The sequence below is a fragment of the Streptomyces sp. NPDC030814 genome (assembly GCF_055572155.1).
Window position 1 is genome coordinate 130,357 of record NZ_JBVIDX010000020.1, and the last position, 21,006, is coordinate 151,362.

Consider the following 21,006-nt stretch of genomic DNA (forward strand, 5'->3'; position numbering starts at 1 on the left):
CGTACACCGCTCGCGCGCCCCCTTGCGTTCTCCGGCCGAGCGGCTGGGCCCAGTCACACGAGGAAACCTCTTCCCACATGCCTGAGCACGATTCCCGGAAGCACGCATCCGCCCCGTCCCCCACGACCGCGGAAGGCGTCCGCGCCTGGCTCGCGACGGCCATCGCCGAGCACGGGGCTCTCGACCCGGCCGATGTCCGGCCGGACCGGCCCATCGCCGAATACGGCTTGGGATCACGTCAGTTGGTCTCCCTGGCCGCGGGCCTCTCCTCGCTCGTCGGCCGCCCGCTGGACCCGTCCCTGCTGTACGACCACCCCACCGTCGCGTCGATCGCCGAGGCCGTCCTCGACGACGACCCGGCGGGGACCGCGGCAGCCGCGATGTCGCCCGCCGTGCCGAAGGACCCACCCGCCGTCGCGGACGACGTCGCGATCGTCTCCATGGCCTGCCGGTTCCCGGGCGGAGCGGACACCCCGCAGGCGTTGTGGAGACTGCTCGTCGACGGTGCGGACGTCATCTCGGAGGCACCTCAGGGCCGTTGGGACGTCGCGGAGCTCTACGACCCCGATCCCGACGCCACCGGCAAGGCGTACAGCCTGCGCGGCGGCTTCCTCCCGGGCATCGACCGCTTCGACGCCTCCTTCTTCGGGATCTCATCCCGCGAGGCCGCCGCGATGGACCCTCAGCAGCGGCTGCTGCTGGAGACCTCCTGGGAGGCGATCGAGCGCGCCGGCATCGTTCCCGAGACACTGAACGGCAGCTCCACGGGTGTCTACGTCGGTCTGTACGAGAGCGGATACCTGGCGGCGGCCGGCCTGGACCAGTTGGACGGGCACGTGGGTACGGGCTCGGCGTCCAGCGTGGCCTCCGGCCGTATCGCGTACACCCTGGGTCTGCAGGGGCCGGCCGTGACCGTGGACACCGCCTGCTCCTCCTCGCTGGTCGCCCTGCATCTGGCCGCACGCGCGCTGGCCGCCGGTGAGTGCGACCTCGCGCTGGCGGGCGGTGTGACGCTCCTGGTCTCCGCGCGGGGCCACGTCGAGTTCAGCCGGCTGCGCGGCCTGTCTCCGTCCGGGACGTGCAGCCCGTTCGGGACCGGGGCCGACGGTGTCGTGTGGGCCGAGGGCTGCGGTCTCGTGCTGCTCAAGCGGCTGGGCGACGCACGCCGGGACGGCGACCGCGTGCTCGCGGTCGTCAAGGGGTCCGCGGTCAACCAGGACGGCCGCAGTCAGGGGATCAGCGCACCCAACGGCCTCGCCCAGGCACGGGTGGTGCGCGCGGCCCTGGACGCCGCCGGCATCGCGCCGCACGACGTCGACTACGTCGAGGCCCACGGCACCGGAACGAAGCTCGGGGACCCCATCGAGGGCCGGGCGCTCGCCGCGGTGTTCGGGCCGGAACGTCCCGCCGGACAGCCCCTGGGTGTGGGCTCGCTGAAGTCCAACATCGGGCACATGGGGGCGGCGGCGGGCATCGGCGGCGTCATCAAGACGGTCCTGGCCCTCGGCGAGGAGTTGCTTCCCGCGTCCCTGCACGCCGGGACGCCGACCGAGCACGTCGACTGGGCGGACAGCGGCCTGTGCGTGCACAGCCGCGCCCAGGCCTGGCCGCGCGACGGTCACCGGGTACGGCGGGCAGGCGTCAGCGCCTTCGGCATCAGCGGCACCAACGCCCACGTCGTCCTGGAAGAGGCGCCTGCGGACCTGACGGACGCGCGGCGGCCGAACCGGGCCGGACAGCCGATGCCCGTCGAAGCCCCGGTCACGGCCACTGGCCCGGCCACGGACGGACCCACGTCCACCGAACCCACCGCCGACGAGGCCACATCCGTCGCCCCCACGTCCACCCCACACCCGCCCGCCGGCCCCGCTGCTGACGACAGGCCCGACGCCGTACCCGCCGCCCCGCTGCTCTTCCCCCTGTCCGCTCGTACCCTCCCCGCCCTGCGCGGGCAGGCCGCCCGCCTGCTCGACGCCCTCGCGGCCGAACCGCGGACGTCCCTGCCCGAGGTCGCCGGGACGCTCGCCCATCACCGTACGCACTTCGAGCACCGTGCCGTCGTCCAGGCGGCCCACTCCGACGAACTCCTCACCGCTCTGGCCGACCTGGCCGAGGGACGGGACGAAAGGGACACGGTCGTCGGCCCCGGGCAGCTCCTTCCCCCGGGAAAGGTGGCCTTCGTCTTTCCCGGCCAGGGTTCCCAGTGGGCCGGTATGGCCCGCGATCTGCTCGACCGTGACCCGGTGTTCGCGGACGAACTCGACCGCTGCGACGCCGCGCTGCGCCCCTTCACCGGCTGGTCGGTGGCCACGGTCCTGCGCGGCGGCACCGGAGCCCCGCCGCTGGACCGGGTCGATGTCGTCCAGCCGGTGCTCTTCGCCGTCATGGTCTCGCTGGCCGCCGTGTGGCGGACCCGCGGGGTACGCCCCGACGCCGTGATCGGGCACAGCCAGGGCGAGGTGGCCGCCGCCTGTGTCGCGGGGGCGCTCAGCCTCAACGACGCGGCGGCCGTGGTCGCCCTGCGCAGCCAGGCCCTGACCGGGGTCGCCGGCACCGGCACCATGGCGGTGGTGGCTCTGCCGCACGACGAGGTGGCGGCACACCTCGCCGCCCTCGACGGCAGGGTCTCCGTCGCCGCGATCAACAGCGGCAGGTCGACGGTGATCGCCGGCGAGGTGGAAGCGTTGGAAGCCCTCCTCGCCGACCTCGACCGGCAGCAGGTGTTCGTCCGCCGTATCGATGTCGACTACGCCTCCCACAGCGCCCGCGTCGAGCCGGTGCGGGAGACGATCCTCGAGGAACTCGACGGGGTGGTGGCCCTCCCCGGTTCGGTCGACTGGTACTCCACCGTCACCGGAGAGCGGGTGACCGAGGAGCTGGAGGCCGACTACTGGTACCGCAACCTGCGTGAACCGGTCCGCTTCGCCCCCACCGTGGAGCGCATGGCCGCCGACGGCTACCGCTACTTCGTCGAGCTGAGCCCGCACCCCGCCCTCCTCACCGCCCTGCGGACCGTCGCCGAGGACACGGACCGGGAACTGGTCGCGGTCGGTTCCCTGCGCCGGCACGAGGACGGGCCCGCCTGTCTGGACCGGGCCGCCGCCGAACTCCACGTCCACGGACGACCGGTGGACTGGCATCGGCTGGTCGCCCCGGGACCGGTCGTCGGCCTTCCGACCTACGCCTTCCAGAGCAGCCGGCACTGGCTGGACCCCGCGGACCACGGCGGCTCGGACGTCACCGCCGCCGGCCTGGAGAACACCGGGCACGCCCTGCTGAGCGCCGCGGTCGCCGTGGCCGGCACCGACCAGTGGCTGCTCACCGGAGTGCTGTCGCCGGGTACTCGTCCCTGGCTCGTCGACCACACCGTCAACGGCACCGTCCTGCTCCCCGGAACGGCCTTCGCCGAGATGGCGGTCCGCGCCGGGGACCAGGCCGGCTGTCCGGTCGTCGAAGAACTGACCCTGCACGCCCCGCTGGTACTCGCTCCGGGCGACGCCGTACGTGTCCAGGTGTGGGTGGAGGCGCCCGACGCCGACGGCCGCCGCCCGCTCAGCGTGTCCTCCTGCTCCGACGCCTCGGCCGGGAGCCGGACCTGGACCCGGCATGCCTCCGGCACCCTGGCCGCCGGGCCGGCGGTCCCCGCCGATGACCTCGGCCAGTGGCCGCCGCCCGGCGCCCTGCCGCTCCCCGTCGACGACCTGTACGACCGGCTTCGCGAGGACGGCTACGGATACGGCCCGGCCTTCCGGGGACTCGGTGCCGTATGGCGCTCGGACGGCGACATCTACGCCGAGGTGGCGCTTCCCGAACACGTGGACGGCGTGGACCGCTTCGGCCTGCACCCAGCCCTGTGGGACGCGGCACTGCACGCGCTGCGGGCCGGGGGCCACGACGAGTCCCGGGCCCTGCTGCCGTTCAGCTGGTCCGGCGTCCGGCTGCACGCGACGGACGCGTCCCGGCTGCGGGTGCGGCTGCGCAGCACGGGGGACCGCGAGTTCGCCCTGCTCGCCGTCGACGCCACGGGCGCGCCCGTGGTCACGGTGGACTCCCTCGCCCTGCGCGAGCTGTCCGGCGGCGCCCTCCCGGCCCCTCGGCTCGACTCGCTGTACAAGGTGGCGTGGACCGAGGTGGAGTGGACCCCCGCGGCACCGGTCGCCGCGGAGACAACCGCCCCGGACCACACGGCCCCGCACGCCACCGCGCCGCACCCCACGGCCCCGCAAGCCACCGCGCCGCAAGCCACCGCCGCGGACCACAGAGCTCCGGAAACGGCCGTCCTCATCCGCCCCGACGTCACCGAGGCGCTGGCCGGAATGCGCTCCTGCCTCTCAGCCGACACCCCGCTGCTGCTGGTCACCCGCCACGCGGTCACCACCGGCCCCGGCGACCACGCCCCTGATCCGGCGCAGGCGGCCGTATGGGGGCTGGTGCGCTCGGCGCAGTCCGAGCACCCGGGCCGGTTCGTGCTCGTGGACCTCGACGACGGGTCGGACGAGTGGCGGCCCGCGCTCGCGACCGCCCTGGGCACGGGCGAGCACCAACTCGCCGTACGCGGCGGGAAGCCGTTCGCGCCGCGGCTGGCCCCGCTGACGGGCCGCGGGACACTGGTGGTCCCGGACGACGGAGCGTCGCACTGGCGTCTGGAGGCCACCGGCGACGGGACGCCGGACGGCCTCGCAGTCGTCCCCCACGACAACGCCGACCGGCCCCTGGGGACGGGCGAGGTCCGGATCGCCGTACGCGCCGCCGGTCTGAACGTCCACGACGTGGTGACCACCCTCGGCATGGTCGACGGCCGGGGCCTCGGCGGAGAGATCGCGGGCGTGGTGACGGAGGTCGGCCCGGAGGTGCATGGCCTCGCGGCCGGCGACCGAGTCATGGGTCTGGTGCCCAGGGACGCGTTCGGTCCGGTGGTCGTGGCGGACCACCGGACGCTGGTACACATCCCGGACGGCTGGTCGTACGCGCAGGCGGCGGCGGTGCCGGTGGCGTACGTGGCCGCGTACTACGGTCTGGTGGAGCTGGCCGGTCTGCGGGCCGGGGACTCCGTGCTGATCCATGCCGCGGCCGGCGGGGTGGGCATGGCGGCGGTGCGGCTCGCCCGGCATCTCGGGGCCGAGGTGTTCGCCACGGCGAGTCCCGGGGAGTGGGGCGTGCTGCGGGCCCAGGGCCTCGACGAGACTCATATCGCGTCCTCCCGCGACCTGGATTTCGAACGGCGGGTGCGGGCGGCGACGGACGGACGGGGCGTGGATGTCGTGTTCGGCTCGCCCGCGGGCGAGTTCGTGGACGCGTCGCTGCGGACGCTGGCCGACGGCGGCCGGTTCGTCGAGATGGGCAAGACAGACGTCCGGGACGCGGACGAGATGGCCGACCGGTACCCCGGCACGTCCTATCGTGCCTTCGATCTGTGGGAGGCGGGGCACGAGCGGCTCGGGCAGATGCTCGCCGAGGTGCTGCGGCTGTTCGGCGAGGGCGGCGCGCTGACCTTGGCGCCGCTCACGGTGTGGGACGTGCGCAGGGCCCCGGAGGCGTTCCGGCACATGAGCCGGGCACAGCACGTCGGCAAGATCGTCCTGACGGTCCCGGTGCCGCTCGACCCGGACGGCACCGTACTGATCACCGGCGCCACCGGCACCCTGGGCCGGCTGGTGGCCCGGCATCTGGTGACGCGGCACGGCGCCCGCCATCTGCTCCTCGTCGGCCGACGCGGCATGGATGCCGACGGCATGCGCGCACTCACCGAGGAGCTCGGCGGACTCGGCGCCACGGCGTCGGTGGCCGCATGTGACGTCGCCGACCGGGACGCGGTCGCCTCGCTCCTCGCGGGCATACCCGGGGAGCATCCGCTGACGGCGGTGATTCACGCGGCCGGTGTCCTCGACGACGGTGTGATCGAGGAGCTCACGCCGGAACGCCTGACCACCGTGGCCCGCCCCAAGTCCGATGCCGCAGTGGTGCTGCACGAGCTGACGGCCGGTCTGGACCTGGCATGGTTCGTCCTGTTCTCCTCGCTGGCAGGGGTGGTCGGCAACGCGGGCCAGGCCAACTACGCGTCCGCGAACGCCGCACTCGACGCGCTCGCCGAGCGACGGCGGTCGGCCGGGCTGCCCGCGGTGTCGCTCGCCTGGGGCCTGTGGGCACCGCGCGGCGGGATGACCGGTCACCTCGGCGAGGCGGAGCTGCGCCGGCTGACACGGGCGGGCACCGGCGCGCTCAGCGCCGAGGAGGGGATGGCCCTCCTCGACACCGCGCTGAGCACCGGCCTTGCCGCCTTGGCCCCCGCGAAGCTCGACACCGGCCGCCTCACCGGCCCCCTTCCGCCCGTGCTCCGCGACCTGGTCCGGGTGCCCGCCCGGACCCGCCGGGCCGCCGTCACCGCCGGACAGGCGGCCGACACAGGCCTCGCGGACCGGCTGTCCCGCCTTCCCGCGTCCGAACGGGCCGACCAGATCACCGCGTTGGTCCAGGAGCAGATCCGCGGTGTGCTGGGCCTGGACGCGGCGGAATCCGTGAACCTCGGCCGACCCCTGCGTGACTTCGGCCTCGACTCGCTCCTCGCCGTCGAACTCCGCAACCGCCTCGGCGCCCGCCTCGGCCAGAAGCTCCCGGCGACGCTGCTGTTCGACCACCCCACACCGGCCCGGCTCGCCCAGTACCTGCTGCGGAACCTGCCCGGGGCCGAGGCCGACGACACCACGCCGACCGCGCCCGACGCCGTACGGCCGCCCGTGCCGGCACCCACGACCGACGAGCCGGTGGCCGTGGTCTCCATGGCTTGTCGGGTGCCCGGCGGAGTCCGTGACCCCGAGGGGCTGTGGAGGCTCGTCGCGGAGGGTCGGGACGCGGTGGGCCCGTTCCCGGCGGAGCGCTGGAACGTGGACTCGCTGTACGACCCGGATCCGGAGGCGGTGGGCAAGTCATACGGCCGGGAGGGCGGTTTCCTCGACGGGATCGACTCCTTCGACGCGCCCTTCTTCGGGATCACCCCGGTCGAGGCGGCAGCGATGGACCCGCAGCAGCGCCTGCTGCTGGAGATGGCCTGGGAAGCGCTGGAGCGCGCCGGGATCGTGCCCGCGGACCTCGCGGGCAGCACCACGGGGGTCTATCTCGGGCTGTTCGGCAGCGAATACCTGGCCGGTTCCCCACTCGACCAGTTCAACGGCTATGTCGGCACGGGTTCCGCGCTGAGCGTGGCGTCCGGCCGGCTCGCCTACTCCCTGGGGCTGCACGGGCCGGCGCTGACGGTGGACACGGCGTGCTCGTCGTCGCTGGTGGCGCTGCATCTGGCGGCGCAGGCGCTGCGTTCGGGCGAGTGCGACCTCGCGCTCACCGGCGGTGTGACGCTGATGGTCACGCCGCAGGTGTTCGTCGAGTTCAGCCGGCTGCGCGGACTGTCCCCGACGGGCCGCTGCCGGTCCTTCTCCGACGACGCCGACGGCGCCGTGTGGGGCGAGGGCGGCGGCATGGTCGTGCTGAAGCGGCTGAGCGACGCACGGCGGGACGGCGACGAGGTGCTCGCCGTACTGCGCGGCACGGCGGTCAACCAGGACGGCCAGAGTCAGGGGCTGAGCGCCCCCAACGGTCCGGCGCAGGAGCAGGTGATCCGACGCGCGCTGGAACAGTCCGGGCTGACCCCCGGGGACATCGACTTCGTCGAGGCGCACGGCACGGGTACGGCCCTGGGGGACCCGATCGAGGCGAACGCCCTGGCGGCGGTGTTCGACGGCTCCCGTCCCGAGGGCCGGCCGCTCCATCTGGGCTCGCTGAAATCCAACATCGGGCATCTGCAGGCGGCTTCGGGCATCGTCGGACTGATCAAGGTCGTTCAGTCGCTGCGGCACCGCACCCTGCCGAGGACCCTTCACGCGGACACACCGACCCGCCATGTGGACTGGGAGCACAGCGGGCTGCGGCTGCTTCAGGAGGAGGTCGCCTGGCCGGCGGACGGTGGACGGATACGGCGGGCCGGGATCAGCTCGTTCGGGATCAGCGGCACCAACGCGCACGTGATCGTGGAGGAAGCCCCACAGGCCGCCCCCCGGACCACACCGCCCATCGCCCCGCCGACCACCCCGCAGGTCACCGTGTCTGCCGGGTCCGCCCTGCCCGCCGCAGGACGACCCGGGCTGTTCGTGCTCTCCGCCCGCGACGACACCGCCCTGCGCGCCCAGGCGGCACAGCTGGCCGAGCGACTGACCGAGCGGCCGGCCCCGACCGAGGGAACGCCCGGGGCCGACGGCACGCTTGGGGCCGAACTGCCGCCGCAGGACGTGGCGTTCACGCTGGCCCGGCACCGCAGTCACTTCGAGCGGCGCGCGGCCGTGGTCGCCGACGACCGGGACGGACTGCTCGCGGAACTGCACGCGCTGGCGGCGGGGCAGGTCCGACTGCCGGACTCCCCCGCCGGGGTGGACGGCAGGGTCGCGTTCGTGTTCTCGGGTCACGGCGGCCAGTGGCCCGGCATGGGCACGGAGCTGATGGCCGGATCCGAGGCGTTCCAGGAGGAACTGCTCCGCATCGACGAGGCGGTCCGGCGCCATGCCGGATGGTCGGTCGTCGACGTACTGGGCCGGGCTGACGCCGAAGCCGCCTTCGGCCGAACGGAGGTGCTGCAGCCGGTGCTGTTCGCGGTGAACGCCGCGCTGGCCGCCGCCTGGCGGGCCCTCGGGGTCTCGCCGGACGCGGTGATCGGACACAGCATGGGCGAGATCGCCGCCGCGTACGCGGCGGGCGCGCTGTCGCTGGACGACGCGGCCGCCGTGGTGACCCGGCGGGCCGCCGCCGTGGCACCGCTGGTGGGCCGGGGCGGAATGCTGGCCGTGGGGCTCCCCCGGGTGGAGGTCGAGGCGTTGCTGGCCCCGTACGAGGACGGACTGTTCGTCGGCGCCGTCAACAGCACGCACTCCACGGCGGTCTCCGGTGACGTGAACGCGCTGGCGCGGCTGCGGCGGGAGTGCGAGGAGCGGGGGATCAAGGTCCATGGGCTGAGCACGCCGTTCGCCTCGCACAGCCCCCGGATGGAAGCCGTACGCGCGGAACTCCTGGACGCGCTCGCGGATGTCACCGGTGGCCAACCGCACGTGCCCGTCTACTCGTCGGTGCTGGCCGAGCCGGTGCCCGGTGAACTGCTCGACGCGGACTACTGGTACGCCAACCTGAGCGAGCCGGTGCGGTTCGCCGACACCATCGGGCGCATGCTGGCCGACGGCTACCGGTACTTCGTCGAGTTGAGCCCGCATCCGTCGCTGGGCGCGTCGATCGAGGAGATCGCCGCCGCGGAGGGCGTGGCCGCGGTGACGGTCGGCTCGCTGCGCCGCCACGACGGTGACATGGGGGGTCTGCTGCGCCGGGCAGGCGAGCTCTACGTGGCCGGTCACACTCCGGACTGGTCCGTGGCGTTCCCCTCGGGGAACCGGGTCGACCTGCCCACCTACCCCTTCACCCGCGAGCGGCACTGGCTGACGCCCGCCCCGGCCCAGGCCGCCGGAACCGCCGGGATCCCGGGTACGCCCCTGATCGGCACGCACGTCGAGCCGAGCGACGAACCCGACCGGCACGTCTTCCAGACCACGCTCGACCTGCGCGACGCCCGCTTCGCCTATCTGGCCGACCACCGGGTCTCCGGCGAGGTCTGGCTGCCCGCCGCCGCGTTCCTGGAGATGGCGCTCGAAGCGGCGTCCATGCTCCCGGACAGCGGGGACTGCACCGGCAGCGGCGACAGCGGGGAACTGCGGCTGACCGATGTCGGGTTCGTAGGGCCGCTCCGTCTTGAGGCCGAGACGCCGGTCCAGCTGCAGTTGGTCCTACGGCCGGAGGCGGACGGCTCCCGTGCCTTCAGCATCGCCTCCCGGCCGACCGCGGCCGCCACCGCCCAGCGGCGCCGCCCCGGCCCGTGGACACCGCACGTCACCGGCCGCGTCGGCCCCGCCGCCGGCGCCGCCGAGCCCCTCACCGGTCTGACGCCGACCGCGCTGCGCAAGGAGTGCGCCGACCCGGTCGACGCGCCCGCCCTCTACACCGCCTTCACCGCCGCCGGCCTCGACTACGGCCCCGCCTTCCGCCTCGTCAGGGAAGGCTGGGCGGGACCGCGCCAGGCGCTGGGTCGGCTGGCCGGGCAGACGGCCGGCGGACACCTCCTGCACCCGGCGCTGCTCGACGCGGCCCTCCAGGTGGTGGGCCTGCCCGGTGACACACCGTCCGGCAGGACGTTCGTGCCGGCCGGGCTCGGGCGGCTCCGCTTCACCGGTCCGGGCACCACACCGGCCTGGACGGTCTGCCGGCTGCGCACGGTGGACGGTGACCGCGTCACCCTGGACATCGGCGTCCTGGACGAGCAGGAGCGCCCCCTGCTGGAGATCGAGGAGTTCGTGCTGGCCGCGCTGTCCCCACTCGACCAGGCCCTCTTCGAGACCCGCTGGCAGCCCCGGCCCGCCCCTCAGGGGCCGCAGACGCGCGGCCCGTGGCTGATCCTCGCCGACGACACGGGCGTGGCCGCCGAACTCTCGGCGCGCCTGGGCGACGCACCGCACGTCGTGGCCGGCAGGTCCACGACGTTCACAGCCGAGGCTCCCGGTCGGTACCTCCTCGACCCGCTGAACCCGGAGCACATGTCCCGTCTGCTGGACGAGGCGTTCGGGGACGGGGGGACGCCCGAGCGGGTGGTGCTGCTGTCCGCGCTCGACGCCCCGGCCGTCGATTCGGCCGACACGGCGGCGGAGGCCGCCCGGCTGGGTGTCCTTGGCGCCCTGCACCTGGTGCGGGCGCTCGCCGACCGTCCCCGGGACCGTTCGCCCCGCCTGTTCATGGTCGTACGGGGCAGTCAGGCCGCCGGGGGCAGTGCCGAGGTGACCCGCCCGGAGCAGGCGCTCGCCTGGGGCTTCGGTCTCGCGGTGGCGCAGGAGTACCCGGAGCTGTCGGTCACGCTGGTCGACCTGCCGTCCGACGGCGGTACCGAGGCCCTGTGGACACAGCTGCGCCACGCCGACGACGAACGCCTGGTCGCCCTGCGCGACACCGGGCGCCTGGTGCCCCGGCTGGCTCGTGCCCGCCCGGACGACACCGGTGACACGGGGGGCATCCGGATCCGCCCGGACGGCACATATCTGATCACCGGTGGTCTGGGCGGACTCGGGCGGGTCGTCGCCGAGCGGCTGGTACGGCTCGGCGCCCGGCGGCTGGCCCTGATGAGCCGCGGCATCCCCTCGTCCGAGGCCGCCGGCTGGATCACGGCACTCGAAGAGCGCGGAGTGAGCGTGTACCTGGCCCGCGCGGACGTGGCCGACCGTGCCGGTCTGACCGCCGCGCTGGACGCCGTACGCACCTCGCTCGGGCCGATCACGGGTGTCGTGCACGCGGCCGGTGTGCTGGACGACGCCACAGTGCCCAACCTGACCGACGAGCGTGTCCTGCGGGTCCTCGCTCCCAAGGTGCTGGGCACCGCCCTGCTCACCGAACTGGTCCCCGAGGCCGAGAGCCTCGTGCTCTTCTCCTCCGTGGCCGGCCTGTTCGGCTCGGCTGGTCAGAGCCCCTACTCGGCGGCGAACGCCTTCCTCGACGCCTGGGCACACCATCTCTCCCACCCCGGACGCGCGGCGCTCAGCCTCGACTGGGGCACGTGGACCGGTGTCGGCATGGTCGCCGAGTCCGGTGTCCGGGCCGCCTCGACCAGCCGGTCCGGACTGGCCGGCCTCTCCCCGCAGGACGGCGGCGAACTGTTCGAGCGGGTGCTGTCCTTCGGCCGCCGCCAGCTCGCCCCCGTCGCCCTGGACCGGGAAGTCCTCGCCCACGACCCGGACCTGGTACGGGCCCTGCCGATCCTCGGTGATGTCGTCGGCGTCCTGACGGGCGACGCCCCGGAAGGCTCGGACGACCTGGCCGCGAAGGTGCTCACGGCCACCGGGGACCAGGACCGCGCCGAACGTCTCGAAGCCTATGTACGGGCTCGGATCGGCGAAGTCTCGGGCGGGGCCACCGAACTGTCCCCGACCACCGCCCTGAAGGAACTGGGCCTGGACTCCCTGATGCTGGTCAGGCTGCGCAACTCCTTCGTCCGTGACCTGAACGTCCAACTGCCCGCCGCCACCATGTTCTCGGCCGCCGACATCCGCAGCCTCGTCCGCGTCCTTGGCGAGGCCCTGCCCGAGCAGGTCACCACCGCCCCGGCGGGCGGGGAACCGGCGGCCGGCATCGCCGCCGGGACGGCCCGGCCCGAGGTGGCCGACACCGAACTGCGGCCCGCGACCCGGGATGTCGTACGTCTGCTGCGCACGGCTCAGCAGGGCGTGCCGAGCGCCGCCCACGCCCTCGGCCTTGCCGTACGGCTGACGACGCCGACCACCGGCGACACGCTGTCGGAGATCCTGCACCGGCTGGCGGCACGGCACGCGGCACTGCGTACGGCGATCGTCGGCGGCACGGGACGTGAGCGGCAGCTGCGGGTGGACCGGAAGGCGGCCGGGCCGCTGCTGCGCCGGACGACGGTGGACGCCACCGTGGACGCCGGTGAGCGACTGCGGGCGCTGCTGGAGCCACCGTTCGATCTCACCGTCCCCTCCCTGTGGCGTTTCGAGCTGCTCGACGGCGGTGACGAGAGCGGCCAGATCCTGGTCTTCGGCGCCCACCACGCGGTGAGCGACCTGCAGTCGCTCCTGCTCGTCGCGACCGAGATCGACGCCGAACTCTCCGGCACCCCTCTGGACGACACCGTCACCAACCGGGACATCGACCTGCTCATCGAGGCGCAGCAGACCGGGGACGCTTCCCCCGACCCGGGGGCGGCCGAGTGGCGCGCCGCGTTCGACGGCAGCGCCCGGCTCGACCTGGAGCTGTCCGGGCCGCGCCCCGCGGCACGGTCCTTCCGGGCCGGCAGCGTGACCCTGGCGATCCCCGACCAGCTGATGGAACGGGTGTCGCAGCGGGCGAGCCGACTGGCGATCACTCCGGCCGCCTTCTGTCTGGGCGCCCTGACCGTGCTCCTCGCCCGCGAGCGGCAGCGGGACCGCTTCGTCCTGGCCGTCCCCGTGGACACCCGCATCCACGCCGACGCGTACGACGCGATCGGCTTCTTCGGAGTGCCGGTGCCGTTCCCGGCCGAGGCCCGCGCCGAGGAGTCGGTCGCGGAGGTGATGCGCCGCACCGACAGCCGCCTCAACCGGGTGCTCACGCAAGGCGCCATGTTCTCCGACGTGCTGCCCACGCTCGCCGCGCAGGGGCTCCACCGGGCGAACGCACCGCTCGTCGAGGTGTACTTCAACTTCGTACGGGCCTCGGGCGGTGGCCGGTTCGACCGGCTGGCCATCTTGCCGGTCGGAACGGGCCACACCGACCTCGACCTGATGATCACGATGATCCCGGACGCGGGCTGGATCCGGCTCGACCACAACCTCGACATCCTCGACGGGGCGGCCACCACCGCACTGGGGGAGGAGTACCTGCGCCTGCTCGCGGAGGCGGCCGGGGACCCCGCCGTCCCCGCACGCCCGGCCCCGGCCCCCCGCCCGTCCCTCGCCCTCGCCGCCACCTTCGCTCTCGGCAACCTCCCGGCGATGTGCGAGGCGGCCCTCGGCGCCGGGACCCCGGCCGGCGACCCGCTCACGGTGGCGGAAGCCCCCTACCACCAGGTACTGGCAAGCCTGCACGACCCCGCCGGTGTCTTCGCCGACCCGTCGGCGCGGTTGGGTACGGTCCTGCTGCGGGCAGCGGACCTGGAGCGCTTCGGCCCGGTCGACGACACGCTCCTGGCCGAACTGCGCGCCCAGTACCCGAAGGCCCTGCGGTCCCTGGTCGAGCGGACCCGTAAGCCCCTGGTCGTCGGCTTCCTGCCGACGTCCGCCCAGGACGAACGGCTGGCTCGCTGGGAACAGGAGATCGCCGACGAGTTGTCCGAGACGCCCGGCATCGCGGTGCTGCGGCCCGACGACTGGACCCGGCACCACACCGTGGACGAGATCTTCGACCCCCGCACCGAGCAGCTCGCCCATCTCCCCTTCACACCTCCCTTCCAGGCGGCGGTGGCCCTGACCCTGGCGGACGTCGCACGAGCCGTGCGGCGCCCCGCGCCGAAGGTGATCGCGGTGGACGGCGACGAGACCCTGTGGAGCGGTGTGGCCGGGGAGGACGGCCCGGAAGCGGTGGACCTCACGGGTCCGCGTGCTCTCCTCGCCCGCAGGCTCCTGCAGTGGCGGGACGCGGGCACCCTGCTGGTCCTGGTCAGCAACAACGACGAGAGCACCGTACGAGCGGTCCTGAACCGCCCGGACAGCCTGCTCAAGGAGGAGCACTTCAGTGTGCTCTCGGCGACCTGGGGTCCCAAGTCGGGTCGTCTGGCGGACGCGGCACGGAAGCTGAACCTCGGGACGGACAGCTTCCTGTTCCTGGACGACAACCCGGTCGAGATCGCGGGCGTGCGTGCGGCGCTGCCGGAGGTACTGTCCGTGACCTGCCCGCCGGCAGGCGAACTGGAGGAATTCCTGGGCCGGTTGTGGCCGCTGGTGCCGGTCGCCGCCACGGCGGAGGACGCCCAGCGGGCCCGGTTCTACGAGCAGGAGCGGGAGCGCGACGCCGTACGCGAGGGCAACGGGTTCGAGGAGTTCCTCGCCCAGCTGGGTCTTGAGGTCGACATCCGGGAACTGACGGAGGACGGCGTCCAGCGGGCCGAGCAACTGGTGCGCCGCACCAACCAGTTCACGATGCGGGCCCGTTCGGCGGACGGCCGTGACGTGGAGCGGTGGCGGCAGTCCGGTGAGGTCTGGACGGCGGCTGCCCGGGACCGGTTCGGTGACTACGGCCAGATCGGACTCATCGCCGTTCGCCACGACGGCGACCAGCTCGATGTCCTGGGCTGGGCGATGAGCTGCCGGGCGCTGGGCCGCGGCGTCGAGGAACGGCTGCTGGGCTGGCTGGCCGACCGCGCCGAGGAACTGGACTGCACGAAGATCCGCCTGTCGGCGGAACGCACCCCGCGCAACGTACCGGCCCGCCGGCTGATCGCGGCCCTCGGGGGCGGTGACCAGGACGACGAACGGCTGAGCCTCGTCACGACGCCGGAGCACCTGCGCGCGTTCCGCTCCTGGCAGCGGTGAACAACGCCGGCGAACAGGAATGACGAACAGCGAAGGAACAACATCGTGAAGCAGAAGCACACCGTGAAGGGCGCTCCATGCGTGAGGTGAACGAGGACACGTCGGCGTACGGCGGTGGGCGGCGGACTGACGGCGAGTCGATCGAGCGGGGTGGCGGTGGGCTCAGCGTGAGCGACCTGCTGGCCCGGGTCATGACCACGTCCACGGCACAGCCCGGCCTGACGCCGGGCGACGTGAACAGCGTGAACGGCGCGGGCGAGGGCTGGACGGGGTCGGACACGGGCGCCGCCTCGCCCCCGCGGACCGTGGACGGCCTGGCCGCCTCCATCGCGGCCGAAGCGGGCCGCTATCTGCCCGACGGACATCTGTCACCCGACGCCGATTTCTTCGACGCCGGCGGCACCTCCGTACACGCGGTGGAGCTCGTCGCCACGCTCGAACGCGAACTGGGCATGACGATCGACCTCGACGAGGTGTTCGCCGACGCCCGTCCCCGCGCCCTGGCCGCACGCTGGCTGGGGTCCGTCGGAGCGTCCGAAGCACCCGGGGATCACCCGACTTCCGGGGTGCCCGGAGCGCCCGGAACACCTGATACGGCCGACACACCTCGAACCACGTCGGTCCGGGTCCCGCCGCTCCCGGTTCCCGCCCCCCGTGGCCCCCTCCCCCTCTCCGCGGCAGGCACCGCACCCACGTCGCCCCCGCACACTCGGCGCCCCGTGGCCCGCCCCTCGGCGGCCCCCGCGTTCCGCACCGCCCCCACCACCGACGGCGCTCCCCACACCACCGCCCGTCCCGAGGACCTCGACCAGATCCTGGCCGACCTCGCCCTCGCCGACCGCCTCCCGTGGACCGACGTCCCCGAACCGCTGCCGCCCACCCGTGTCCTGCTGACCGGCGCCACCGGCTTCCTCGGCGGCCATATGCTCCTCGACCTGCTGCGGCACAGCGACGCCCACGTCTACTGCCTGGTCCGCGCGGCGGACGAGAAGACGGCCGTCGCCCGGCTCGGCGAGGCGCTGCGCGGCTACGAGCTTCCGTGGTCGGCCGAGATCCGCCGCCGGGTGACCGTCCTGCCCGGCGACATCCGCGAGCCCCGCCTCGGTCTCTCCGACAACCTGTGGAACGCCCTCGCACACGAGCTGGACAGCATCGTCGGGGTGGCCGCCGCCGTGGACTTCCTGCGTGGCTACCAGTCGCTGCGCCGCAGCAACGTCCTCGGCACGCTGACCCTGGCGGAACTCGCGGCGACCGGCCGGCCCAAGCCGCTGCACCACATCTCCTCCATCGCCGTCTTCAACGAGGTCGGCATCACCGCCATGGGCGAGGACGACCCCCTCGCTCATGCGGACCGTCTGATCGCCGGCTACGACCAGACGAAGTGGGCCGCGGAGGTCGCGCTGCGCCGGGCCCGCGACCACGGTCTGGTGGTCAGCGCGCTGCGTCCCGGCGGCATCGCCGGCCACACCCTCACCGGTGCCTACAACCCGCAGGACCTGAGCAGCGGCCTGTTCTCGGCGTTCGCCCGCTTCCGTACCGTGCCCGCCTTCCGCTATCTCAACGGGGCCCCCGTCGACTGGGTGAGCCGTGTCGCTGTCGGCGTCATCTGCGAACCGGACGCCTGGGGCTACGACTACAACCTCACCGGTGCGCCCAACACCCTGGACGACGTCGTACGGGACATGAAGCTCAGCGGAATGAACGTACGGGTCATGGACTGGGACGAGTGGCGGGCCCATTTGCTGGCCCGGCTCCGGGCCGAGCCCGTCCCCGAACTGGACTTCCTCACACGGGTGCTGGAGAGCCCCACAGCCCTCAAGCTGTGCGAGGCCACGCTCAAGGGACCGGCGGCCATCAGCGAGCGCACCGACGCGCTCGTCCAGGCACTGGGCCTGCCGCCCGCGGCCCGCTACGGTGCCCGGGACCAGTTGAAGACGTTCGAGCGGCTGGCGGACAAGGGCCTGTCCCGGCTGCCGCACAAGGACGACCAGCCCTATCTGTGGTTCCGCGAGACGATCAAGGGCAGCGTCGGCCCGGTCGGCGAAGACGCCGACACCCCCTGCTCGATGGCCCTCACCCTCTCGATCGCGGGCATGTACCAGCTGGTGAAGGAGCGCAGGATCGACGTCAGCGGCGAGCTGACCTGCACCGCCCTGCACCCCGAGCCGCTCGTGGTGCAGCACGGGGACGCCTGGGTCCGCCCGGAGGAGGGAATCCCGCTGGAGCACGGTTCACGGCACCCGTTCCTGCTGTACCGGCTGTGGTTGCGCGACGCCGACGGCGGCAGCTGGTGGTTGGAGGGCCGCAAGTTCATGCGCGCCCGCCGTGACGTCTGGCGCCAGACACGGGCGCTGACCGTCACGATCGGCCTCGAGGGCGAGCCCCCGCGATACGAGGGGGAGCTCGTCGTCCCCTCCGACAGCTATGTGCGCGACCAGATCGACGGCATCAAGGTCGACCCGCGGCTCACCTCCCAGGAGAAGCGGACCGCGAAGCTGACCTGGCTCGCCTGGTTCGGCATGGAGACGGGCCGCAGCGTGCTCGGCCCGTTCGCCCGAGCCGCAGCGGACCTGCTCGACCTGCGGCAGACCCCGAACCTCACGGAGCGCAATCGATGATCCTCTCCCGGACCCCCAGGCCGTCAGGCAGCAGGTCCCTCGTCCGCAAGGTCCGCACGGGCGCCCTTCCCCGGCCGCTTCACCACCGCCTCGATCCGGCGACCGTGCAGGAGATCCCGTTCCACACGTCGGACGGTGTCCGGCTCGGCCTGACCCGAATCGGCCCCGGTGGGGACGAGCGGGGCGACAGGCCCGCCGTACTCCTCCTGCACGGGCACACCGCGTCCGCCGACATGTTCCTGCTGCCCGAGACCCGCAACCTCGTCGACGTCCTGCTGGACGACGGTTACGAGCCATGGCTCCTCGACTGGCGGGGCAGCTGCCGTCTCCCCTACAGCGAGACCGGCAGGAGGTACACGTACGACGACGTCTCCCTGTACGACATCCCCGAGGCCGTCGCCCACATCCGGCAGCGCATCGGCGACCGGCCGCTGTTCGTCGTCGCGCACTGCATGGGCTCGCTGGCCCTGTCGATGAGCATGGCGGCGGGCCTGGTCCCGGGGCTGGCGGGAGTGGTCTCGCAGGGCGTGTTCCTGACGCCGAAGCTCGCTGGCCGCATGTCGCTCAGCATGTCGATAGCGCACGAACTGCTGAAGAAACGCGTGGACCATGTGCCGGTCGACTTCCGCAAGGTCGGTTTCCGGTCCAAGTACACTCCGCTGTTCGCGCTGGCCTCCCGCAAGGCCGACTGCCCGGACCCGACCTGCCAGATGCTGCACAACTCGGCCTGGGGCATGGGCATCTCGCTCTTCGTCCACAACCACCTGACCGAGACCACCCACGATCGGCTCGCCGATCTGTTCGGTCCGGCACCGCTGTGGATCGTGCCGCATCTGCGCCGTATCGAACTGGCCCGGAGCGTGGTGCGCTGGCACGACACCGACCACCGTTACCGGGCCTTGCCGCAGAACGCCCTCGATGCCGCCGGACGCATCGACACCCCGGTCCTGCTCATGGCCGGCAGCGAGAACGGGCTGTGGCTGGACTCACAGAAGCTCTGCCATGAGGTCCTCACCCACCGCCAGCCCCAACTGGAGGTGGCCTACCGGGAGATCCCCGGCTACGGCCACCTGGACACGTTCCTCGGCCGGGGCGCCGCCCTCGATGTGTTCGGGTACATCCTCGACTTCCTCGACGAGCGGCGGTGACATCCGTGCCGGCTGTCTCACCAGGTGACCGGGAGGGTCTGCGGGCTGCGGGTGAGCGGGCCCCGGCGCCACGAGGCGGCCGCCGTGGCGATCGGAAGGCGCGCCCTCGGACACCCGGTCCGGCGACGGACGGCACCGCCCTCGCACGACCGGAGTGATCGTGCGGGGCATCGGACCGTCCAGGCCCCACCGGGCGCGCCCTCGGGCACCCGGTCCGGCGACGGACGGCACCGCCCTCGCACGACCGGAGTGATCGTGCGGGGCATCGGACCGTCCAGGCCCCACCGGGCGCGCCCTCGGGCACCCGGTCCGGCGACGGACGGCACCGCCCCTGCTCACCGGAGTGATGAGCAGGGGCATCGGACCGTCCAGGGCCCACCGGGCATCCGGGGGCGTGAGGGACCCCGCCCCGGTGTTCCCGGACCACGGACACGATCCGTGCCGCCCGGACGCGGAGCGAAAGCGGGCGACCAGGACACCCAACACCGTTCGGGGCGTCCGGCTGAGCATGAGTTCCGGCCACAGGACTCACTCCCGCTCAGTAGTCAGGAACGGTGGCCGTTCTCAGCCCTTCGGCGTTCGACATCTACGGGCACCTGCAGCGCTGCCAAGTGCCTGGGGCCGCCTTCGTTCAGTCCAGCGGCGCGGCATGCGCCCGGAGGGAGGAAAAGCTGGCCGAGTAGTCGCCAAACCGTTCGATGCCGGCTTGTACGCCCGTGCTGATTCCGCGCCGGCCCTTTTGCTGTTTGCCGGGCCGGCATGGTGCCGGGTTTTCTGATGAGTCGTCACGTATTGCTTCTGACGTAGGCGGCTGGGAGTGGTACGTTATTCGGTACCACTTGCTGCAGGGAGTTCAGCCCATGTCGATAACCGCGAGCGAAGCCCGCAAGGCGCTCTTTCCGCTGATCAAGAAGGTCAACGACGATCATGAGGCCATCGAGATCGTCTCCAAGCACGGCAACGCCGTACTCGTCTCTGCCGAGGACTACGCGGCTCTGCGGGAGGGCTCGTATCTGCTGCGCTCTCCGGCGAACGCTCGCCGGTTGCTCAAGGCATACGAGAACGCCTTGACCAACATCAACGTGTCTGAGCGAGAGCTGATCGACCCTGACGCGCCGGACGCGGCACGTGAGGGTGCTGCGTGAGGCTCGTCTTCGAGGATCAGGGCTGGGAGGACTACACATCCTGGCTCAAGAACGATCGCAAGATGCTGGCGCGGATCAACAAGCTGATCGAGGACGTCAGGCGTGACCCCTTCACGGGGATCGGCAAGCCCGAGCCACTCAAGTATCACTTGCCTGGGGCGTGGTCCAGGCGGATCGACGATGAGCACCGTCTCGTCTACCTGGTCACCGATAAGGACATCGTCATCCTTGCCGCTCGCTACCGCTACTGACCGTGGAACGGCAAGGTGAAGTGCATGAGACCGGGGTGACCCGCCTCCCGGCGTATTCCCGGTGTCCGTACACACCAGTACGTGGACGTCCCTCCGGCGAGGCGGGCCGCGTTGCGGCCGAGTACCAGGAGTCGCTCACCTGTGCAGTTTCGTTGCGGGTCCCGCCCGCGTGCCATGGATTTCTCTGCTTCGGGGTCCCCGGCCAGTGCGCAGCCAGTCCGCAGGACGCCCGTAAACAGTCGTCGGAAGCCAACGCATGCCAACGAGGAACCCCAGGTCAGGCCTGCGCGGGGCTTCGCCGCAGGTCAGCACCGGCCCGCCGGCACTCCGCTTCACCGTGTGAGCGGATGAGATGACGCCACGTCGCGCGGCGTGGCGAAGGTGAGAAGGGGTCGGACTCATGGAGTCCGACCCCTTCATCCATCCCGGTGCGGTGTTCAGTACTGCTCGGTCTCCGCGAACCCGGCGTCCGTGTCGTTGTTCGTGCCGAAGGCGTCGGCCGCGGTGGTCGGGTCGAATCCGGGCGGGGAGTCCTTGAGACCCAGGCCCAGGCCGGCCAGCTTCGCCTTGACCTCGTCGATGGACTTCGCACCGAAGTTACGGATGTCCATGAGGTCGGCCTCGGAGCGTGTCAGGAGCTCACCGACGGTGTGGACGCCTTCACGCTTGAGGCAGTTGTAGGAGCGGACGGTGAGTTCCAGCTCCTCGATCGGCAGGGCCAGGTCCGCGGCGAGCGCGGCGTCCGTCGGGGACGGGCC

The 21,006-nt window shown here is 72.8% G+C and carries 6 protein-coding genes and 2 pseudogenes; 7 read left to right on the plus strand and 1 reads right to left on the minus strand.

Features of this window, described 5'->3' with window-relative positions:
* The first annotated feature begins 77 nt into the window (after positions 1–77).
* From ACZ43N_RS32165 to ACZ43N_RS32195, 7 genes and pseudogenes are all read left to right on the plus strand, one after another.
* Complete coding sequence (locus ACZ43N_RS32165) at positions 78–15,086, plus strand: SDR family NAD(P)-dependent oxidoreductase (RefSeq protein WP_468102568.1); 15,009 nt, start codon at positions 78–80, stop codon at positions 15,084–15,086.
* Positions 15,087–15,163: 77 nt separating this feature from the next.
* Complete coding sequence (locus tag ACZ43N_RS32170) at positions 15,164–17,704, plus strand: thioester reductase domain-containing protein (protein ID WP_468102569.1); 2,541 nt, start codon at positions 15,164–15,166, stop codon at positions 17,702–17,704.
* Positions 17,701–18,852 (plus strand): alpha/beta hydrolase, encoded by a 1,152-nt coding sequence (locus tag ACZ43N_RS32175; protein ID WP_468102570.1) that lies wholly within the window; start codon positions 17,701–17,703, stop codon positions 18,850–18,852. The genes ACZ43N_RS32170 and ACZ43N_RS32175 overlap by 4 nt, the downstream gene beginning before the upstream one ends.
* A gap of 66 nt (positions 18,853–18,918) precedes the next feature.
* Positions 18,919–19,050: pseudogene (locus ACZ43N_RS32180) on the plus strand (transposase); the annotation flags it as partial.
* A 91-nt stretch (positions 19,051–19,141) separates the two neighbouring features.
* Positions 19,142–19,354 (plus strand): annotated as a pseudogene (locus tag ACZ43N_RS32185) (IS200/IS605 family accessory protein TnpB-related protein); the annotation flags it as partial.
* Between the two features lie 358 nt (positions 19,355–19,712).
* On the plus strand, positions 19,713–19,997 hold the full coding sequence (locus ACZ43N_RS32190; protein WP_468102571.1) for a type II toxin-antitoxin system Phd/YefM family antitoxin: 285 nt from the start codon (positions 19,713–19,715) through the stop codon (positions 19,995–19,997).
* The gene (locus tag ACZ43N_RS32195) at positions 19,994–20,248 is read left to right on the plus strand and encodes a Txe/YoeB family addiction module toxin (RefSeq protein ID WP_468102572.1); all 255 of its coding nucleotides are present in this window, start codon (positions 19,994–19,996) and stop codon (positions 20,246–20,248) included. The genes ACZ43N_RS32190 and ACZ43N_RS32195 overlap by 4 nt, the downstream gene beginning before the upstream one ends.
* A 437-nt stretch (positions 20,249–20,685) precedes the next feature.
* On the opposite strand, the gene ACZ43N_RS32200 is transcribed toward ACZ43N_RS32195, so the two are convergent.
* Positions 20,686–21,006, minus strand: a 321-nt coding sequence (locus ACZ43N_RS32200) for a DNA-directed RNA polymerase subunit alpha C-terminal domain-containing protein (protein ID WP_468102573.1), incomplete at its 5' end; no start/stop codon positions are given.

What these genes read in the sequence shown, in the direction of transcription:
- ACZ43N_RS32165 (WP_468102568.1), top strand. Translation starts at nt 78, where the DNA reads ATGCCTGAGCACGATTCCCGGAAGCACGCATCCGCCCCGTCCCCCACG.
- ACZ43N_RS32170 (WP_468102569.1), top strand. Translation starts at nt 15,164, where the DNA reads ATGCGTGAGGTGAACGAGGACACGTCGGCGTACGGCGGTGGGCGGCGG.
- ACZ43N_RS32190 (WP_468102571.1), top strand. Translation starts at nt 19,713, where the DNA reads ATGTCGATAACCGCGAGCGAAGCCCGCAAGGCGCTCTTTCCGCTGATC.
- ACZ43N_RS32175 (WP_468102570.1), top strand. Translation starts at nt 17,701, where the DNA reads ATGATCCTCTCCCGGACCCCCAGGCCGTCAGGCAGCAGGTCCCTCGTC.